15 protein-coding genes and 1 other annotated feature are annotated in these 16,360 nt (G+C 36.6%); of the genes, 3 read left to right on the forward strand and 12 right to left on the reverse strand.

All coding sequences use genetic code 11. From position 1 onward, the window contains the following. Positions 1 to 18 precede the first annotated feature (18 nt). The 3 genes from cls to spxA all read right to left on the reverse strand — a co-directional run bounded on the left by cls (position 19) and on the right by spxA (position 2,968). Positions 19 to 1,530, reverse strand: coding sequence for a cardiolipin synthase (gene cls, locus M5A78_RS03055; RefSeq protein WP_248733818.1), 1,512 nt, complete (start codon positions 1,528 to 1,530; stop codon positions 19 to 21). A 77-nt stretch (positions 1,531 to 1,607) separates the two neighbouring features. After that, positions 1,608 to 2,279 (reverse strand): adaptor protein MecA, encoded by a 672-nt coding sequence (gene mecA / locus M5A78_RS03060; protein WP_248734013.1) that lies wholly within the window; start codon positions 2,277 to 2,279, stop codon positions 1,608 to 1,610. 293 nt (positions 2,280 to 2,572) lie between these two features. Further along, complete coding sequence (gene spxA / locus M5A78_RS03065) at positions 2,573 to 2,968, reverse strand: transcriptional regulator SpxA (RefSeq protein ID WP_248733819.1); 396 nt, start codon at positions 2,966 to 2,968, stop codon at positions 2,573 to 2,575. A gap of 582 nt (positions 2,969 to 3,550) precedes the next feature. On the opposite strand from spxA, the gene M5A78_RS03070 reads away from it, so the two are divergent. Then, entirely contained in the window at positions 3,551 to 3,736 is a 186-nt protein-coding gene (locus M5A78_RS03070) for a hypothetical protein (protein WP_248733820.1), read from the forward strand. A 107-nt stretch (positions 3,737 to 3,843) separates the two neighbouring features. On the opposite strand, the gene M5A78_RS03075 is transcribed toward M5A78_RS03070, so the two are convergent. The 5 genes from M5A78_RS03075 to M5A78_RS03095 form a co-directional block, all read right to left on the reverse strand. Continuing rightward, a complete protein-coding gene (locus tag M5A78_RS03075; RefSeq protein ID WP_248733821.1) occupies positions 3,844 to 4,785 on the reverse strand; it encodes an ABC transporter ATP-binding protein in 942 nt (313 codons plus the stop codon). Beyond that, positions 4,786 to 5,892 (reverse strand): ABC transporter ATP-binding protein, encoded by a 1,107-nt coding sequence (locus M5A78_RS03080; RefSeq protein WP_248734014.1) that lies wholly within the window; start codon positions 5,890 to 5,892, stop codon positions 4,786 to 4,788. A 17-nt stretch (positions 5,893 to 5,909) separates the two neighbouring features. Further along, positions 5,910 to 6,938, reverse strand: a complete 1,029-nt coding sequence (opp3C, locus tag M5A78_RS03085) for an oligopeptide ABC transporter permease (RefSeq protein WP_248733822.1) — start codon at positions 6,936 to 6,938, stop codon at positions 5,910 to 5,912. Further along, positions 6,935 to 7,867: an oligopeptide ABC transporter permease gene (gene opp3b / locus M5A78_RS03090; protein ID WP_248733823.1), complete on the reverse strand. Its 933-nt coding sequence runs from the start codon at positions 7,865 to 7,867 to the stop codon at positions 6,935 to 6,937. The genes opp3C and opp3b overlap by 4 nt, the downstream gene beginning before the upstream one ends. 112 nt (positions 7,868 to 7,979) lie before the next feature. Beyond that, positions 7,980 to 9,671, reverse strand: coding sequence for a peptide ABC transporter substrate-binding protein (locus M5A78_RS03095; protein WP_248733824.1), 1,692 nt, complete (start codon positions 9,669 to 9,671; stop codon positions 7,980 to 7,982). 221 nt (positions 9,672 to 9,892) lie between these two features. Here M5A78_RS03095 and M5A78_RS03100 point away from each other — a divergent pair, with 221 nt between their 5' ends. Both M5A78_RS03100 and trpS read left to right on the forward strand, forming a co-directional pair. After that, the gene (locus M5A78_RS03100; protein WP_248733825.1) at positions 9,893 to 10,249 is read left to right on the forward strand and encodes a DUF3899 domain-containing protein; all 357 of its coding nucleotides are present in this window, start codon (positions 9,893 to 9,895) and stop codon (positions 10,247 to 10,249) included. Between the two features lie 55 nt (positions 10,250 to 10,304). Then, positions 10,305 to 10,548 (forward strand) — a binding site (T-box leader). A 56-nt stretch (positions 10,549 to 10,604) separates the two neighbouring features. Continuing rightward, a complete protein-coding gene (gene trpS, locus M5A78_RS03105) occupies positions 10,605 to 11,594 on the forward strand; it encodes a tryptophan--tRNA ligase (RefSeq protein WP_248733826.1) in 990 nt (329 codons plus the stop codon). 57 nt (positions 11,595 to 11,651) lie between these two features. Here trpS and M5A78_RS03110 read toward each other — a convergent pair whose 3' ends face one another. From M5A78_RS03110 to opp4A, 4 genes are all read right to left on the reverse strand, one after another. Further along, positions 11,652 to 12,398 carry a YjbA family protein gene (locus tag M5A78_RS03110; RefSeq protein ID WP_248733827.1) on the reverse strand — a complete coding sequence of 249 codons (747 nt, stop codon included), beginning with the start codon at positions 12,396 to 12,398 and terminating at the stop codon, positions 11,652 to 11,654. Positions 12,399 to 12,559: 161 nt separating this feature from the next. Continuing rightward, positions 12,560 to 13,471, reverse strand: coding sequence for an oligopeptide ABC transporter permease (gene opp4C, locus M5A78_RS03115; protein WP_248733828.1), 912 nt, complete (start codon positions 13,469 to 13,471; stop codon positions 12,560 to 12,562). Positions 13,472 to 13,482: 11 nt separating this feature from the next. Beyond that, the gene (gene opp4B / locus M5A78_RS03120; RefSeq protein ID WP_248733829.1) at positions 13,483 to 14,448 is read right to left on the reverse strand and encodes an oligopeptide ABC transporter permease; all 966 of its coding nucleotides are present in this window, start codon (positions 14,446 to 14,448) and stop codon (positions 13,483 to 13,485) included. 182 nt (positions 14,449 to 14,630) lie between these two features. Continuing rightward, positions 14,631 to 16,343, reverse strand: coding sequence for an oligopeptide ABC transporter substrate-binding protein (gene opp4A, locus M5A78_RS03125; protein ID WP_248733830.1), 1,713 nt, complete (start codon positions 16,341 to 16,343; stop codon positions 14,631 to 14,633). Positions 16,344 to 16,360: the final 17 nt, after the last annotated feature.

Consider the following 16,360-nt stretch of genomic DNA (forward strand, 5'->3'; position numbering starts at 1 on the left):
CATTTTGACAAGTTTTCCTTAAAGAAGCGGCGAAAGTAACCGCGATGTCGATTCCAGTAATCTTAGTCCAAAATGCCGCTTTTGGAATGTTTGTAATTCAAGCTGTGTAGCATGTTCTACGTCATTTAAATATTCTGCGACAAGCTTATCGGTGCTTTTCGTTCGGAACAAGAAGGCATTTACTTCAAAATTCAAATGAAAGCTCCTCATATCCATATTAGACGTTCCAATCGAGGCAAGCTCATTATCAACGATGATAATCTTACTGTGCATGAAACCTCGTTCATATTCGTACACTTTAACCCCAGCCTCCAAAAGTTCCGGGAAATAAGATCTTGACGCATGAAAGACAATTCTTTTATCTGGCCGATTTGGTACAAGCAGCCTTACATCGATCCCACTCAGTGCTGCCACCTTTAGCGCCGAAAAAATATCTTCATCTGGAATAAAATATGGGGATGCAATCCAAACTGATCGTTCCGCCGAAGCAATCATCGAAAAAAAGATATTTTTAATTACGCTCCATTCATTATCAGGTCCGCCGGCAATCAATTGAACCCCCCCATGACTTTTATGATCAATTTGTGGGGATAAGTATTCCGCCGTTAAAAAACTATGATTTGTCATATAATACCAATCTTGCAAAAAAATAAGTTGGAGAGTGCGTACAGCTTCACCTTTAAGCATTAAATGAGTATCCCGCCAGAAGCCAATATGCTTATCTCTCCCTAAGTATTCATCACCGATATTCAACCCACCCACAAACCCAATCGTGCCATCAATCACAATAATTTTACGATGATTGCGAAAATTAAATTTATTATTTAAAAAAGGCAATTTTACGGGTCCGAAGGATATCGTTTCAATACCGGCATTTTTCAATTCATTAATATATGCCTTTGAAAGCTGCCATGAACCCACTGCATCAAATAAAAAACGAATTTTAACCCCTTGGTTCGCTTTGTCAATGAGAATATCTTTTATTTCCTGACCAATAAGATCGTGACGAACAATATAATATTCCATGTGAATATGATGTCTCGCTCGCTTCAATTGTTCAATAATATGTCGAAAAGTTTCTTCTCCATTTGTTAATACTTTTGTCGAAGTATCAAAGGAGATTGGACTGTTTCCTAGTTTTTGTGCCAGGTTAAACAATTTCGCTTGATGTTCCCCCATTAAACTTAGTTTTTCCTCATTCCTTGGGTCATCTTCTCCTTCAACCGTAAGGAATGCTTGTTTGTCTAGGAAATACTTCTTTCTATACATCTTCTCTTTTCGATAGTTTCGTCCAAAGAGGAGATAAAAAATAAAGCCGACATAGGGAAAGCTTCCTAAAACGACTAACCATGTAATTGTTTGTGTCGGATGACGGTTCTCGAGGAAAATGACAAACCCGATAAAAATAACTGATAGCGAAATTAAAACGCTTAAGATTCCAATGATTCCACCTTCCAATCGACCCTTAAATAAAAATAAGAGTATGGATAATACGGATAAAAATATGACGACTCTTACTGTGTTTTTCAAAGTACTCACCTGCCAAAATTTTCAATATACACAAATGTTAAAAATACCGATTTCAAATATGAAATCGGTACTTGTTGTCAACTAAAGTACTTTCGTAATTCTGCAAAAACATTATTGGATATAATTTCTTTTCCATACTCTTGAATTCGATGGATCGTCAGCTGTGTTTCATGACCATATTCAAGTAAAACACTTAAGAAATCATCTATTTCATCTTCCTCAAATAATTCCTCAGGAAATTCAACATAAAGATAATATTTCCCTTCATAATGATATAGCATAGTAACTAAATCATCTAATCCTGGACGATTGGCAAGCATAATCACATCTTCAAAATCTTTAAAGGCAAGGAGAAACTCTAATGTCTCTTCCTCAAGTGAGATATCTTCCTCATCAGGTTGATGAGGATTGAAATGCTGATCCAAAAGCTCTTCAATTTTATCATCTACAGGAATGTCTTTTATTTTATCATTAGGAATTGGGAGTTCAAACTTTTGCCCATCCTTTGAAAGCTGCGCTTTGGTCACAAGAACCTCTAAACCTTTATCAAGAGCTTGAACTTGAATCCAAAGTGGACCTTCGACGGTAAATTCTTCATCGCCATGGACTTCATCCATCATTTCCCAAAATAATTCTTCACTACGTTCGCGATTGTACCAAATTTCCTCGCGATCAAAGCCTCTTTCTTCTATATCTCCATAAGAAATATAAAATTTCACTGTATTCTCATTAATACGTTCAATCTCCATCATAACCTCTCCCTTCCGATTTCCTTATTGAAGGGACTAAATACCCCCAAGCAGATCATGCTTTATCCATTTACATCTAAAAAGGTTAAAAGCTTTTCTGGATAAAAGTAAATACTCTTGTACTTTCATTTTATGACAAAAGTACTAATAAGGGAAATAAAAAAACTAAAAATCATAAAAACCATCATTATGCCTATATATATTTGATTAATTGTAGCAAAATGAATTAGAAACTACAAACTTTCCGGTCTCAGTATACAAAAAAAGACCTTCGTTTAAGAAGGCCTTTTTATTTAATTAACCATTCGCTGTGCTTCTCGCAATTGGAATGTTCTCACTCTTCTTGGTAAGAATCTTCTAATTTCATCTTCATTATAACCAACCTGTAAACGTTTTTCATCTATAATTATTGGGCGGCGCAGCAGTCCAGGATTTTCCTTAATCAATCCAAATAAATCCTGAAGCGGCATAGAATCTAAGTTAACATCTAATTTTTGAAATGTTTTTGATCTAGTGGAAATAATCTCATCTGTCCCATCTTCCGTCATTCGAAGAATTTCTTTAATTTCCTCCATTGATAATGGTTCAGAGAAAATATTTCTTTCCGTGTATGGGATTTCATGCTCTTCCAACCAGGATTTAGCTTTCCTACATGATGTACAACTTGGTGAAGTGTATAGTGTTACCATCTGTTTTTCACACTCCTCTATAATTTACAGTTCGTTTTTATAAAACCAAAATATTAATATAATCAAGTTTTAATTTTCTAGCAAACATCAAAATTAAAATTATTATAAACAAGTAATTTATATCATTAATTATACACCACTGTTCCTAAAAAAGGTATCCCTTTTTCAAAAATAATTGAATAGCCTTAAACAGTCCCAAATTAAAGGGTACATTATATTAGACGAATGATTCACCTAAAAGTTTCATAAATACTTACTAATTTATCGATATTTTTTTCAATCTTTATCTACTTCTTCTCTATAACGTTCGGTTCCATAGCTAAATTTTTTGAGGGTCATCAAGAAAAAAGACTATTCCTCCCACCCATGTATCAATTTATCACACCATCCTTAATACTTTCTTAAATTTCATTCTCAATTAACATCCCGAATTGAAAACGCATTCATTTATTCTAAAAAAACTTTCAAGTGGTTTATTTATTTTCCTCTTTCAATAAGGAGTAAGTTCTTTTAAAATATGAGGTAGTGGTATTAGTATAGTCTGATAAAAAGTATAATAAGTTTATAAAGGGAGGTTCTACCATGGGAGCTTACATAACTGATTTAACAATCGTTGCCTTGTTAATCGTAGGGATTACGGCATTGATGGGAGTTATTACAAACAGTTTTGGAGAAAAAGTATTCGGTGGCAAGCGTCGGAGTGAATTTGTTGATGAAAGTGCCAAATACCAAACTGGATGGAAAACGGTTGGCGGAAAAAAGAACTAAACGGACAATGTATTAACGAAAGCGCAAGGCTTCTAGAGCTAGACAATTTTCAAAGTCCAAATATTATACTTATCTAAAAAAACGATCTCAATCGAGATCGTTTTTTTTTAATGGTTTGATTGTGCCTTGTATTGATTAAATTCTTTCTCAGAACAAAGAACGAAATGGCCAGGAGTTACTTCTCTAAATTCAATAGATTCATTACCCCCGTAATTATGACTAGCTGGATCATATGATTTCCGTCTCCGTGACCGTTCACTGATCGGATCTGGAGCTGGAATTGCTGATAAAAGTGATTGAGTATAGGGGTGAAGCGGATTTCGATAAAGCTCATCAGCAGGAGCAAGTTCCACCATTTTACCAAAATACATAACACCAATTCGATCACTAATATATTTTACCATTGATAGGTCATGCGCAATAAAAAGGTATGTTAAATCTTTTTCTTTTTGCAGCTTTTTCATTAAATTAACAACCTGAGCTTGAATGGAAACATCCAAGGCAGAAATCGGCTCATCGGCGATGATAAATTCTGGTTGGACTGCAAGTGCACGGGCAATGCCAATCCGTTGCCGCTGACCGCCACTAAATTCATGCGGATAACGAGTAGCGTGCTCTTTGTTCAGCCCTACTGTTTCCAATAGCTCGTATACTTGCTCCATCCGCTCTTCTTTTGATTTTGCCAAACCATGAATGTCGATTCCTTCAGCGATTACGTCAGCAATTTTTAATCTCGGGTTTAATGATGCATAAGGATCTTGGAAAATCATTTGCATTTTCCTATTAAACTCTTTTAATTGCTTTTTCGATTTTTTACCATGGACATTGACACCATCATAAATGACTTCACCGCCAGTGGCGTCATACAAACGGATAATCGTCCGGCCTGTTGTGGATTTACCACAGCCAGATTCACCGACAAGCCCCATTACTTCACCTTTATAAATATCAAAGGAAACAGTATCAACGGCTTTTACTTCATTCAATTTTCCTTCATTAAAATATTGCTTTAGGTTTTTTATTTCTAGTAATTTTTTTCTTTCAGCCATTTATTTTCCCTCCTTTATTCCAGGGAATTGACTTTGACTACCCTTTTCTAACGAAGCAGTTCCGACACTTACACCTGTTAGTCCATTAAATTGATTTTGACGTCTCTTAACAGCATCAGGCGGTTCAACCTTTGGTGCATCAGGATGCAGCAGCCATGTTGCCGCATAGTGAGTATCAGACACTTTAAAAAATGGCGGTTCTAGTTCTAAGTCTATTTTCATAACAAACGGGTTACGTGCTGCAAATGCATCACCTTTTGGCGGATCTAACAAATCAGGCGGTGTTCCGGGAATTGAGAATAACTCTTCATCATCAGTGTCCATATCCGGCATTGAGCTGATTAGCCCCCATGTATAAGGATGCTGTGGATTATAGAAGATTTCATCTGCTGTCCCAATTTCAACGATCTTCCCGCCATACATAACAGCGACACGGTCAGCTACATTAGCAACCACCCCAAGGTCATGGGTAATGAAAATAATAGACGTATCAATTTTCTTTTGTAAATCCTTCATTAATTCAAGAATTTGCGCTTGAATGGTCACGTCTAATGCTGTAGTCGGTTCATCTGCAATAAGAATTTGTGGGTTACATGCTAACGCAATCGCAATGACAACCCTTTGTCTCATTCCTCCAGAAAACTGGTGTGGATATTGGTTGATCCGAATTTCCGGTTTTGGAATCCCCACGAGTTTTAATAAGTCAAGTGTTCTTTCCTTCGCAGCGTGTCTGCTCATGTTTTGATGTTTAATTAACGGTTCCATAATCTGGTTGCCGATTTTCATAGTTGGATTAAGAGATGTCATTGGATCTTGAAAGATCATCGAAATATCATGACCCCTGATTTTTTGCATTTCTTTGTCCTTTAGTTTAGTTAAATCTTTACCATTAAAAAGAATTTCCCCGCTTTTAATTTCCGAATTATGCTCTGGAAGTAAACGCATGATTGATTTAGTTGTTACTGATTTCCCAGAACCCGATTCACCAACAATAGCTAACGTTTCCCCTTTAAATAGATCAAAGCTAACCCCTCGGATGGCTTTCACTTCCCCGGAAAACGTATGGAAAGAGATATTCAAATCTTTTACTTGTAAAATTTTCTCCACTTTCATTCACCTGCCTTCTAATCACGCATTTTTGGATCGAGCGCATCTCGCAATCCATCAGCTACCATGTTAAAACATACCATTATTAAAGCTATCATGAGGGAAGGAATAATCATTTGATATGGAAAAGCAATCATTCCCTTAAATCCGTCATTAACTAATGTTCCTAGAGAAGCCGCCGGCTCTTGTAAACCTAATCCGATAAAACTCAGGAATGCTTCGAAGAATATCGCACTTGGAATAGAAAACATCGTATTTATGATAATAACACCAAACATGTTAGGAATCATATGCTTGAAAATAATCGATCCATCCGATGCCCCTAATGTTTTTGCAGCCATGACAAATTCCTGACCTTTATATTTCAATACTTGCCCACGGACAACACGAGCCATACTTGTCCAACCTGTTATAGTTAATGCTAAGATAATTGGAAAAATCCCAGGATTTAACACTAGTGTCATTAATACTACAACAATCAAGTTGGGAATCCCAACAATTACTTCTATTATGCGTTGCATTGAACTATCTACCTTGCCTCCTAAATAACCAGAGATGGCACCATAAGATACTCCTATAAGCATATCAATTAAGGCTGCCATAAAAGCAATGAATAATGAAACCTGAGTTCCTTTCCAAACACGTGCAAATAGATCACGACCTAGAGAATCCGTTCCAAACCAATAATAATTATCAACTTTTCTGACCTCATAAGCGTTATATTCAGACCCATCTCTTTTTGTTAAAGTACCGTCAAAAGGGAGCCAATGTATGTTTTCTAATCCTTGAATCCTTGGTGGTAAGTTATTGTGTTTGGTAGTCTGATCAGAGTAATCATACGGTGTAATCAGTGGACCAACAAACGCCATTATAATTAATATAGCGAGTATCACCATACTAATAACAGCAGCCTTATTTTTACGGACCCTTAACCAAGCATCCTGCCATGCACTCATGCTTGGTTTAGCAATTTTTTCACTTTTTGAAGGGTCAATATGGACGGGTGCAAACATATCTTTTGAAATGATTTTTTCTTTGTTGATCATTTAGTTTTCCCCTCCGAAATACGAATACGTGGGTCGATGACTCCGTAGAGAATATCAACAACTAATATAATTACTACGAATAAAAAGGCAAATAAAATGTTTACCCCCATAATCACAGGGTAATCATTCATGGCAATTGCCTTAACAAACTGCTCACCTATTCCAGGAATTGAAAAGATACGTTCAATAACTAGCGACCCTGTCATTAAACTAACAGCTAAAGGTCCCAAGACGGTAACAACAGGAATAAGTGCGTTACGAAGTGCATGCTTTACACTTATTTGCCAGTAACTGGCGCCCTTTGCTTTTGCCAAAGTAATATAATCGGATCCTAACACTTCAATCATTTCGGTACGCATAAAACGTGCTGCAATGGATATCGGGAACATCGCTAACGCAATCGTAGGTAGGATCGTATATTCTGGTCCTTTCCAGAACATAACTGGAAGCCATCCTAACTTAACCGCGATATAGTATTGAAGCAAGCCTGCAAATATGAATGATGGTATTGATTTTCCAACTACTGCAATAAAAGTTGAACCATAATCAACCCAACTATTTTGTTTAAGCGCAGCGATGACACCTAAAAAGATGCCTAGTATCGTACCAACAACCATTGCTTGAAAACCCAATGTTGCTGATGCCCCAATTCGTTTTGAAAGCAGCTCTGTTACAGGGGTATTGTCAAATTGGAAGGAGACTCCCAGATCCCCTTTCACCATTGCCTTTAAATATTTTCCGTATTGAACAGGCAAAGGCTCTTTTAATCCGTATTTTTCCAATAGAATATTCTGCTGAGTAGGATTGAGTTTTTCAAAATTATTAAATGGACTTCCAGGAATTAGCTTCATGAGGAAAAAGGTAACGCTTATAACAATAAACAGTGTAATAATCATATAAAGAACTCGCTGCAATAAATATTTCGCCATGCCCACACCTCCTAATTAGTGAAAATTCGTCATATTTCGACAATTAGCATACAGGTAAAAAGAGAGTATATTCTTTAATATACTCTCTTTATATTTGATTAGTAAACGTGACCTATTTTACTACTTTAATCCACTGATAGCTAAAGTCAGGACCAAATGCATGGCTTGCTAAACCTTTCACTTTTGGATTAACTAAAATGTTAACAGCACGTTGGTAAAGTGGTGCAAATGCAGCATCATCTTCTAACAAGAGTTTTTCAGCATCTTGAAGAACTTTCCAGCGTTCTTGTGGCTTAGAAGCTAGTTCATCAATAGATTTTTTAATCATCTCATCATATTTAGGATTGCTGTAATTCATATGGTTATTTTGTCCACCTGTTAACCAAAGGTCCATATAAGTCATTGGATCTGCATAGTCAGGACCCCAGCCGCCCATTAAGAGATCATAATCTTCCTTATTATCACGGTCGATTTTGATTTTAAAAGGAACACTCTCAATATTAATCTTCATTCCAGGAAGAGTTTTTTCTAACTGGTCTTTAATGAAAGCATCAGTCGTTTTTGCAGTTTCGGTATCTTGACCAATATATGCAAGTGTTACTTCCTTAAGACCGGTTTCTTTAAGTCCTTTTTCCCACAGCTTTTTAGCTTCGTCTTTATTTGTTTTCAAGAAATTGCCGCCACTTTCACGGAAATCCTTACCCTCTAAGAAAGAAAAGCCTTTTGGAACTAAGAAATTAGCTTCAATTGAACCGTTAGCTAAAACATCATCAACTAATGCCTTCTTATCAATTGCTAATGCAATTGCTTTACGGATATTAACATTTTTCAATGCTGGATTCTTTTCATTCATTTTTAACCACCAAATAGATGGCTCTAAGTAACGCATCAATTCTGGTGATCCTTCATATTGGGAAAGAATTGCAGCTTGTGCAAGTCTTGGTGTAATATCGGCTTCGCCTGCTGTGAATGCGTTCGCGGAAGCTTGACCATCTTTAGAAACGTTAAAGTTTATTTTCTTTAAAGTTACGTTTTTAGCATCCCAATAACCATCGTTCTTTTCTAATACCCAGTCAGTAGCGGTTGGGCCATCCCACTTAGTAAATTTGAATGCTCCGTTGGAAAGTAAGTGATCGGCACCTGATGCATATTTTGTGCCTTCTTTTTCAACAAACTTTTGGTTTTGTGGATAGAACAATGAGAAAGTTAGATATGATTCAATATATGGAATTGGTCTAACTAAAGTAATTTCCAATGTATTGTCATCTAACGCTTTGATCCCAAGAGTTTCTGGTTTTGCTTTCTTTGCAACTATCTCAGATGCATTTTTTATTTTATCCTCCATGAAGTATGGACCGTATGGAGATGCGGTGTCTGGGTTAACCGCCTTTTGCCATGAGTATACGAAGTCATGTGCAGTAACTGGGTCACCGTTAGACCATTTTGCTTCTTTTTTCAATTTAATCGTTAAAACGGTTTTATCGTCATTGTATTTCGGCATTTCGGCCGCAACACCAGGAATTACCTTTTGATCAGGGTCTAAATGATATAATCCCTCGTTGGTAGCATTTAACATTGTACCACCAAGAACGTCCTGGTTCATAACACTATCCATCGTTGGAATTTCAGCAGTTTCTAAAACCGTAATTTCTTGCTTATCAGCAAGTTGTTCAGCAGATGGTTTCTCTCCGCCTTTATTCGGCTTTTCTTTTCCTTCGTTTTTAGTGCCGCCTGAACATGCAGCAAGGAACATGCTAAGGACTAATGTTAAAACTAAAAGTAGTGAAAGTTTTGATTTCTTCACTAGTAGACCTCCCTTTTCTATTATTCTGAAAAATTACTACATTCTCTATTATACATATTTTTAAAAATTTGTACATTATTTTTTGCAATTTAATTTACAAAATAGATACAATTTTTACATAAGGATTACAAATAGACATGTTATAATTTAGACTTATACTAATTTTTTTGTATAATAGAAAGACGATATCCTTAATAAATCAATGTTTTGGAGGTTTTCCAGTGAATATTTTCAATAAAAAGAGACTGATTATTTTGGCTATTACACAAATTGTGATAGTTACTATTTCCTTTATTTACTACCGGAAAGTTTCTTTGTTAAGCTATATCAATATATCTTTTTATTTTTCATCCTTCCTACTGCTCACATCCTTACTGTTATTTACGGTTCATTCAGGTTTTTATGATGTCATTACAAGGTCATTTAGCTATGCCTTTTCAAGAGGTCACAATAAAAGAAGATTTGATGAAATCCCGCGATTATCTGAGCTTGTTACGATTGATGAAAAACCGTTGCTGTTTTATGGTTTGGTAAATGGTTTATTCATGGTAATCGCCCTCCTGGTATTTTATATGTAACTCACTTGAAAACAAATATGTTTTTCATTTATAATGTGAATAATCGAATAGTAAATGTAAAGCGATGATAAAGAGGAGTACGTATCCTATTCGTTTTAGAGAGTTTGTGGCTGGTGGAAACAAACACGAAAAAGATACGGAATGGACTTTTGAGCTTCTTTCTGAACCGGTTTAAACAAGTAGGAATAGACGTTGTCCTTGCGTTAAAAGGAATCCAGTTCGTCTGCCAGACGATAATGGAACTGAGTGACTCTTTTTTGAGTAATTTAGGGTGGTACCGCGAACCATTCGTCCCTATTCGTTTTTTGGGGACGAATGGTTTTTTTTATTTATTTTTTTAGGAGGCAAGATTTAAATGAAGACAATTTTTTCAGGCATTCAGCCGAGTGGCACTATTACACTTGGCAACTATATTGGGGCATTTAAGCAGTTTGTCGATATGCAAAACGAATACAATTGCTTCTTTTGTATAGTGGATCAGCATGCTATTACAGTTCCCCAGGACCCCGTTACACTTCGTAAAAATATCCGTAGCTTAGCTGCATTATATCTTGCAGTTGGTCTTAATCCAGAAAAGGCTACGCTTTTTATTCAATCAGAGGTTCCCGCACATGCTCAGGCAGGCTGGTTAATGCAATGTGTGTCCTATATCGGGGAATTAGAACGAATGACTCAGTTTAAAGATAAATCAGCAGGAAAAGAAGCAGTTTCTGCAAGTCTTTTGACTTACCCACCGTTAATGGCCGCAGATATTTTATTGTACAACACGGACCTTGTCCCTGTCGGGGAAGATCAAAAGCAGCATATGGAATTAACAAGGGATTTAGCTGAAAGATTTAACAAGAAGTATAACGACATTCTTACCATCCCTGAAATCAGTATTCCTAAGGTAGGAGCACGCATTATGTCGCTTCAAGAACCAACAAAAAAAATGAGCAAGTCTGACCCAAATAAAAAATCCTTTATTACACCATTAGATGAACCAACGCAAATTATCAAGAAAATAAAAAGTGCCGTAACCGACTCTGAAGGACTCGTGAAATTCGATAAAGAGAATAAGCCAGGAGTATCTAATCTCCTTTCGATCTACTCGATTTTAGGTAGAAAATCGATCGCTGAAATTGAAGAAATGTATGTTGGAAAAGGATATGGAGATTTTAAAGGTGATTTAGCGGAAGTTGTTGTTAACTTCGTTAAGCCTATTCAGGACAAATACTATAATTTAATGGAATCAAGTGAACTAGACAATATTTTAGACCGCGGAGCTGAAAAAGCAAACCAGGTAGCAAGTAAAACCCTTAAGAAAATGGAAAATGCAATGGGGTTGGGACGAAACAGAAGATAATCAAATTAAAAGCCTGTCCGCAAAAGGTATGCCGTGCAAACCTTTTGGGTCAGGCCTTTAGTTTACTTTTGGACCATGCTCCATTTCCCAAAGCTTTTCAAAAAATGGCTGCCCTTTAATTAGATTCTCACAGAATGTTTCGTGCCTCTTCGACCATCCATATTTGGTTTCTTCAAATAGCTGATCCCAGGCCTCTTCAAAATTTAATTCTTGAATCGTTGAATATTGTTCAGGACACCACTCGGTAAACCAATACCGTACTTCAGCTTCGTTATTAGATGAGAGCAATTGATCAAGAGCCATAAATAACAGCTGCTTTAATTGGCGTTCTTTTCTGGTTAGTCCTCGCATTAGGTCTGGTTCTGGTGACAAAATATGAAAATCCTTTATTTTTGACTTGCTGTAAAAATGATATGGGTTTACTTCGTGCTGGCCAATCATTTCGTAGACAAGCTGCTCTTGCCTTGGTATCAGCCTGCTTTTTCGAATTGGAATATTGTAGCCAATTGTATCAATAGCTAAAATCCCAATACCATCTGTCACAACAAAGCAATAGTCAAGCTGGACTCTTTCATGATTTTTTCTTAAATAAGCTTTCTGATAAATATCATCTAGAAGCTGTTGAGGTAATTCTAACAAATCATTCTCAATATAATTAAATAGTATCGCTTCGACTTTTAAAAGCGGAACTTGGTCTAACAGCTCCACAGCGTCATCTTTCCGCCATTCATGAAAGTGGCAAACATTATAACCGTTTTCTTCCCCTTCAAACCAATTTACCCAAACATCATGAAGATACAACATAGTACAACCCCTCACTTCAAGAAACTGTTTGTCAATCAGTATGGGCAGACATTAGTTAAATTATTCCTTAATATATATTTTGCTCCAGTTACACTTTATTACTGGTTTTAGGGAGACATTAGGATTAAAAAAAAATCTACCATATCAGTAATGGTAGATTTTTATCTTCTTGATTTTGGATTGAAAGCATCCTTTAAACCTTCACCGATAAAGTTGATTGATAAAATGGTGATGGTGATTATGATTGCTGGTGGTACCCATATCCAAAGCTTGAATTGCATGACATCTGGTTCGATTGCCGAAGAAAGCATATTCCCCCAACTTGGAACTTCTTGTGGAACACCAAACCCAAGGAAACTTAAACCTGATTCAGCTACGATCATCGTTGCAAAGGTAATAGTTGCTTGTACAATGATTGTAGATAAAACATTGGGTAATAAATGCTTCACAATAATCTTTGTCGGTGAACAACCGATAGAAATAGCAGCTATGATATACTCATTTTCTTTTTCAGCAAGGATTTTACTTCTTACGATACGAGCAATTCCTCCCCAGCTAAGCAAACTAATAACTCCTATTAAAACCCAGAGGCCACTCACTCTCCCAAACAATATTGCATTGATTACAATAACAAATACAAGAAATGGAAAGTTTAAGATAAAATCAGTAAATCTCATTAAAAGACTGTCAACTGTTCCCCCGAAATATCCAGCAATGGAACCTATCATCGTTCCAAGTACAATGACAAATAATGTACAGCTCATTCCCACTAATAAGGAAATGCGGCCACCATAAAGTAATCTTGTAAAAACATCCCTACCTGCCTTATCCGTTCCTAACCAATGGTCTCCTGAAGGTTCTAATGACATTTGACCAATGTTAACTTTAGTTATATCTGCAGTTGTTATAAACGGAGCAAGGAAGGAAATAATAGCAACAATAACTAAAAAGATAAGACTAATCATAGCCAATCTATTTTTTACAAACTTTTTACGAGCCATTGCCCATGGAGATAAACTTTTTTGCGGGGGTGCTTTGATAATATTAGTATCCTTTTGCGTAGCAATTTGCATATAAATCCCCCCTAATCTAGCCTAATTCTCGGATCTACCACACCGTATAAAACATCAGCTACAAGGTTGCCGATTAGTGTTAAGAAGGAGAATAACATTGTCAACGTCATTAAAACTGGATAATCCCGCGTTCCGACAGATTGTAAAAATAGTTGTCCAAGACCAGGATAAGTAAAAATCGTTTCCGTGATGATTGCACCACTGATAATAGCAACTAAATCAAAACCTAAAAAGGTAATAAGTGGAATAATAGAGTTTCTTAAAATATGAACATTGTAAATCTTTTTTTCCGGTGTCCCTTTTGCACGTGCTGTACGAACAAAATCCTTCCGACTGTTTTCGATAATATCATTTCGTAAAAACTGTGTATAACTTGCAGTACTTAATAATCCAAGAACTACGGCCGGCAAGAATACATGATGAAAACGGCTTAACCAATATTCAGCAGTACCTTCTGTCACACCGATATCAATCGAACCATTTGATGGAAACCATCCAAGCGTAAAAGAAAAAAAGAAGATTGCAAATACCCCAGCGATAAAAGATGGGATGGATAAGCCCAAATAATTTAACCCTCCTATTAAATTATCTCCAAGTGTATATGGTTTTCTGCCGGAATATAACCCCATAAAGAAGGCAAGTATATATGTAATTAATATAGAAGTAAAGCCAAGTAATAGCGTGTTCGGTACACGTTCCCCAATAACGTCAGATACTTTTATTTTATAACGTGCTGATTTGCCAAATTCACCCTCAACAAAATTGCCAATCCAGCGGAAATACTGTTGTGGTAACGGGTCGTTATAGCCTAATTTTTCCCGCATTTCTGCGATATATTGTGGATTGGTATTTCTTGGGTCAATTTCTCCTGAAAGAGAATCCCCAGGCATTAATTTTGCCAAGGTAAAGACAACGATGGAGATTAGAAATAACATCGGAATCATGCCCAAAATTCTTCGAAATGCATACTTTAGCATGTGCATTCTCCTTATCTCAAAACTATGTCAAATAAAGTGGTGGATGTAACCCAATTTGTCCAATTGGGAAAGGTTTCGAAAGAATAGTTTCTCTCTCCCAGCCTCACCCAATTGAACTTCTTAGGCTTAATATTTAACATATTAAGCATTTAACATAGTCTTTGCATGTTAATCTGCTGCAATTATTGCTTGATCCACCATTCATTTGGACGGTTATAACCAGATACGTCAAATGTAACGCCATGAACCCGTTTGCTGACTGCCATTGTTTCTTCAATTTCAGCAATTGGAAGTACTGGAAGTTCTTTCATAAATAATTTTTGCCATTGTCCATAAATATCTTTACGTTTGTTGGCTTCTGTTCCTACCACACTCATATCAAGTGCTTGGTCAAGTAATTTATCGCTCTCTGCATTTACCCAACGAGGATAGTTCCACATTGCTTTAGAGCTCCAAAGTGCAGTTGGATCTGGATCTGTACCAGTTGACCAGCCGCCAAAGAATACTTCCATTGACTTATCTGCCTTATCAAGCATGTCATAGTATAGGTTTGCATCTGTCATAGTAAGCTTTGTTTTTAAGCCAACCTCTTCCCAATACTGTGTCAATGCTTTCGCACGAGATTCGAATGTTGGGTTTTGAGTTGCATAGTGGCTGAAGTTAACTACAAATTTCTTCCCTTGCGGATCTTCACGGAAACTGTCGCCATCAACATCTTTATAGCCGGCTTCATCTAATAGTTTTTTCGCTTTTTCCGGGTCGTATTTAAATTGTTCAAGATCTTTATTATCTGCAGCAATCCAGTGATTTGTAGGAACTGGACGGTTAACTGGCTTACCTACACCAAAGAAGAAAGCTTTAACCCATTCTTCACGATTGATTGCATAATACATAGCTTCACGTAATTTTACGTTTTGATATTTCTTTTCATTCATTACGTTTTGGTTGCCATCCCATGTACCTAATCTGAAACCAACATAGTAGTAGCTTAGGCCAGGATATGTTATTGCATTTACATTATCAAGCTTTTTAACTTCTTCAATAATACTTGGATGGAATTTTGTCATATCAAGTGTACCGTTTTTAAGTTCACCAACAGAAAGTGATGGGTCGATAACTTTAACAACAATTTTATCGAGATGCGGCTTACCATTAAAGTAGTCATCAAAACGGGACATCTCAATCGATTCGCCAGGAACAACTTTGGTTACTTTATATGGTCCTAAACCGACTGGCTTCGTACGAACTTGCTCAGAAGCCTCCATATCTTTAACAGCTATGCCTTTGAATTCAGTACGATTCATTGGATATGTCCAAAGGTTTTCCAAGTTGTTAACGCGAGCCTTATCAAAGGTAATTTGGATGTGATAATCATCAATCACCTTAATACCTGAAATTTCAGTTGCTTTACCGTCATGGTAATCTTGTGCGCCCACAATATTTCGTACGTTCTCAAAGCGAGAAGCCTCATAATCCTTATCCGCAACTACCTTTAAGGCGAATTCCCAGTCTTTTACGGATAATTCATCACCATTGTGCCATTTAACGCCTTTTTTGAACTCGAAATCATAAACTTTGTTATCTGTAGTTTTCCATGATGCGATATTTGGTTGAGGTTGTAATTTTTCATCATATCTGATTAGGTTTTCATCAAATAACTGGAGAATTTCATCATCAACAGCATCACCATAGAAAGACCAGTTTAAAATTCCCTTGAAAGAAGAATCGAGGGCATACACTAATGTACCGCCATCCTGAGGTTTATCAGTGGCTTCACCAGATTTTCCATTGTTTTCTTCTTTCTTTGTTCCCGTTTTGTTGCTAGAGCATGCCGCCAAAAATGCGGAAAGGACCAGCATTAAGGCTGCCAGCATAAGTATACTTTTCTTCTTCATTTGTTTCCCCCCTATAA

The organism is Neobacillus rhizosphaerae (assembly GCF_937468385.1).
Lineage (GTDB): Bacteria > Bacillota > Bacilli > Bacillales > Cytobacillaceae > Neobacillus > Neobacillus rhizosphaerae.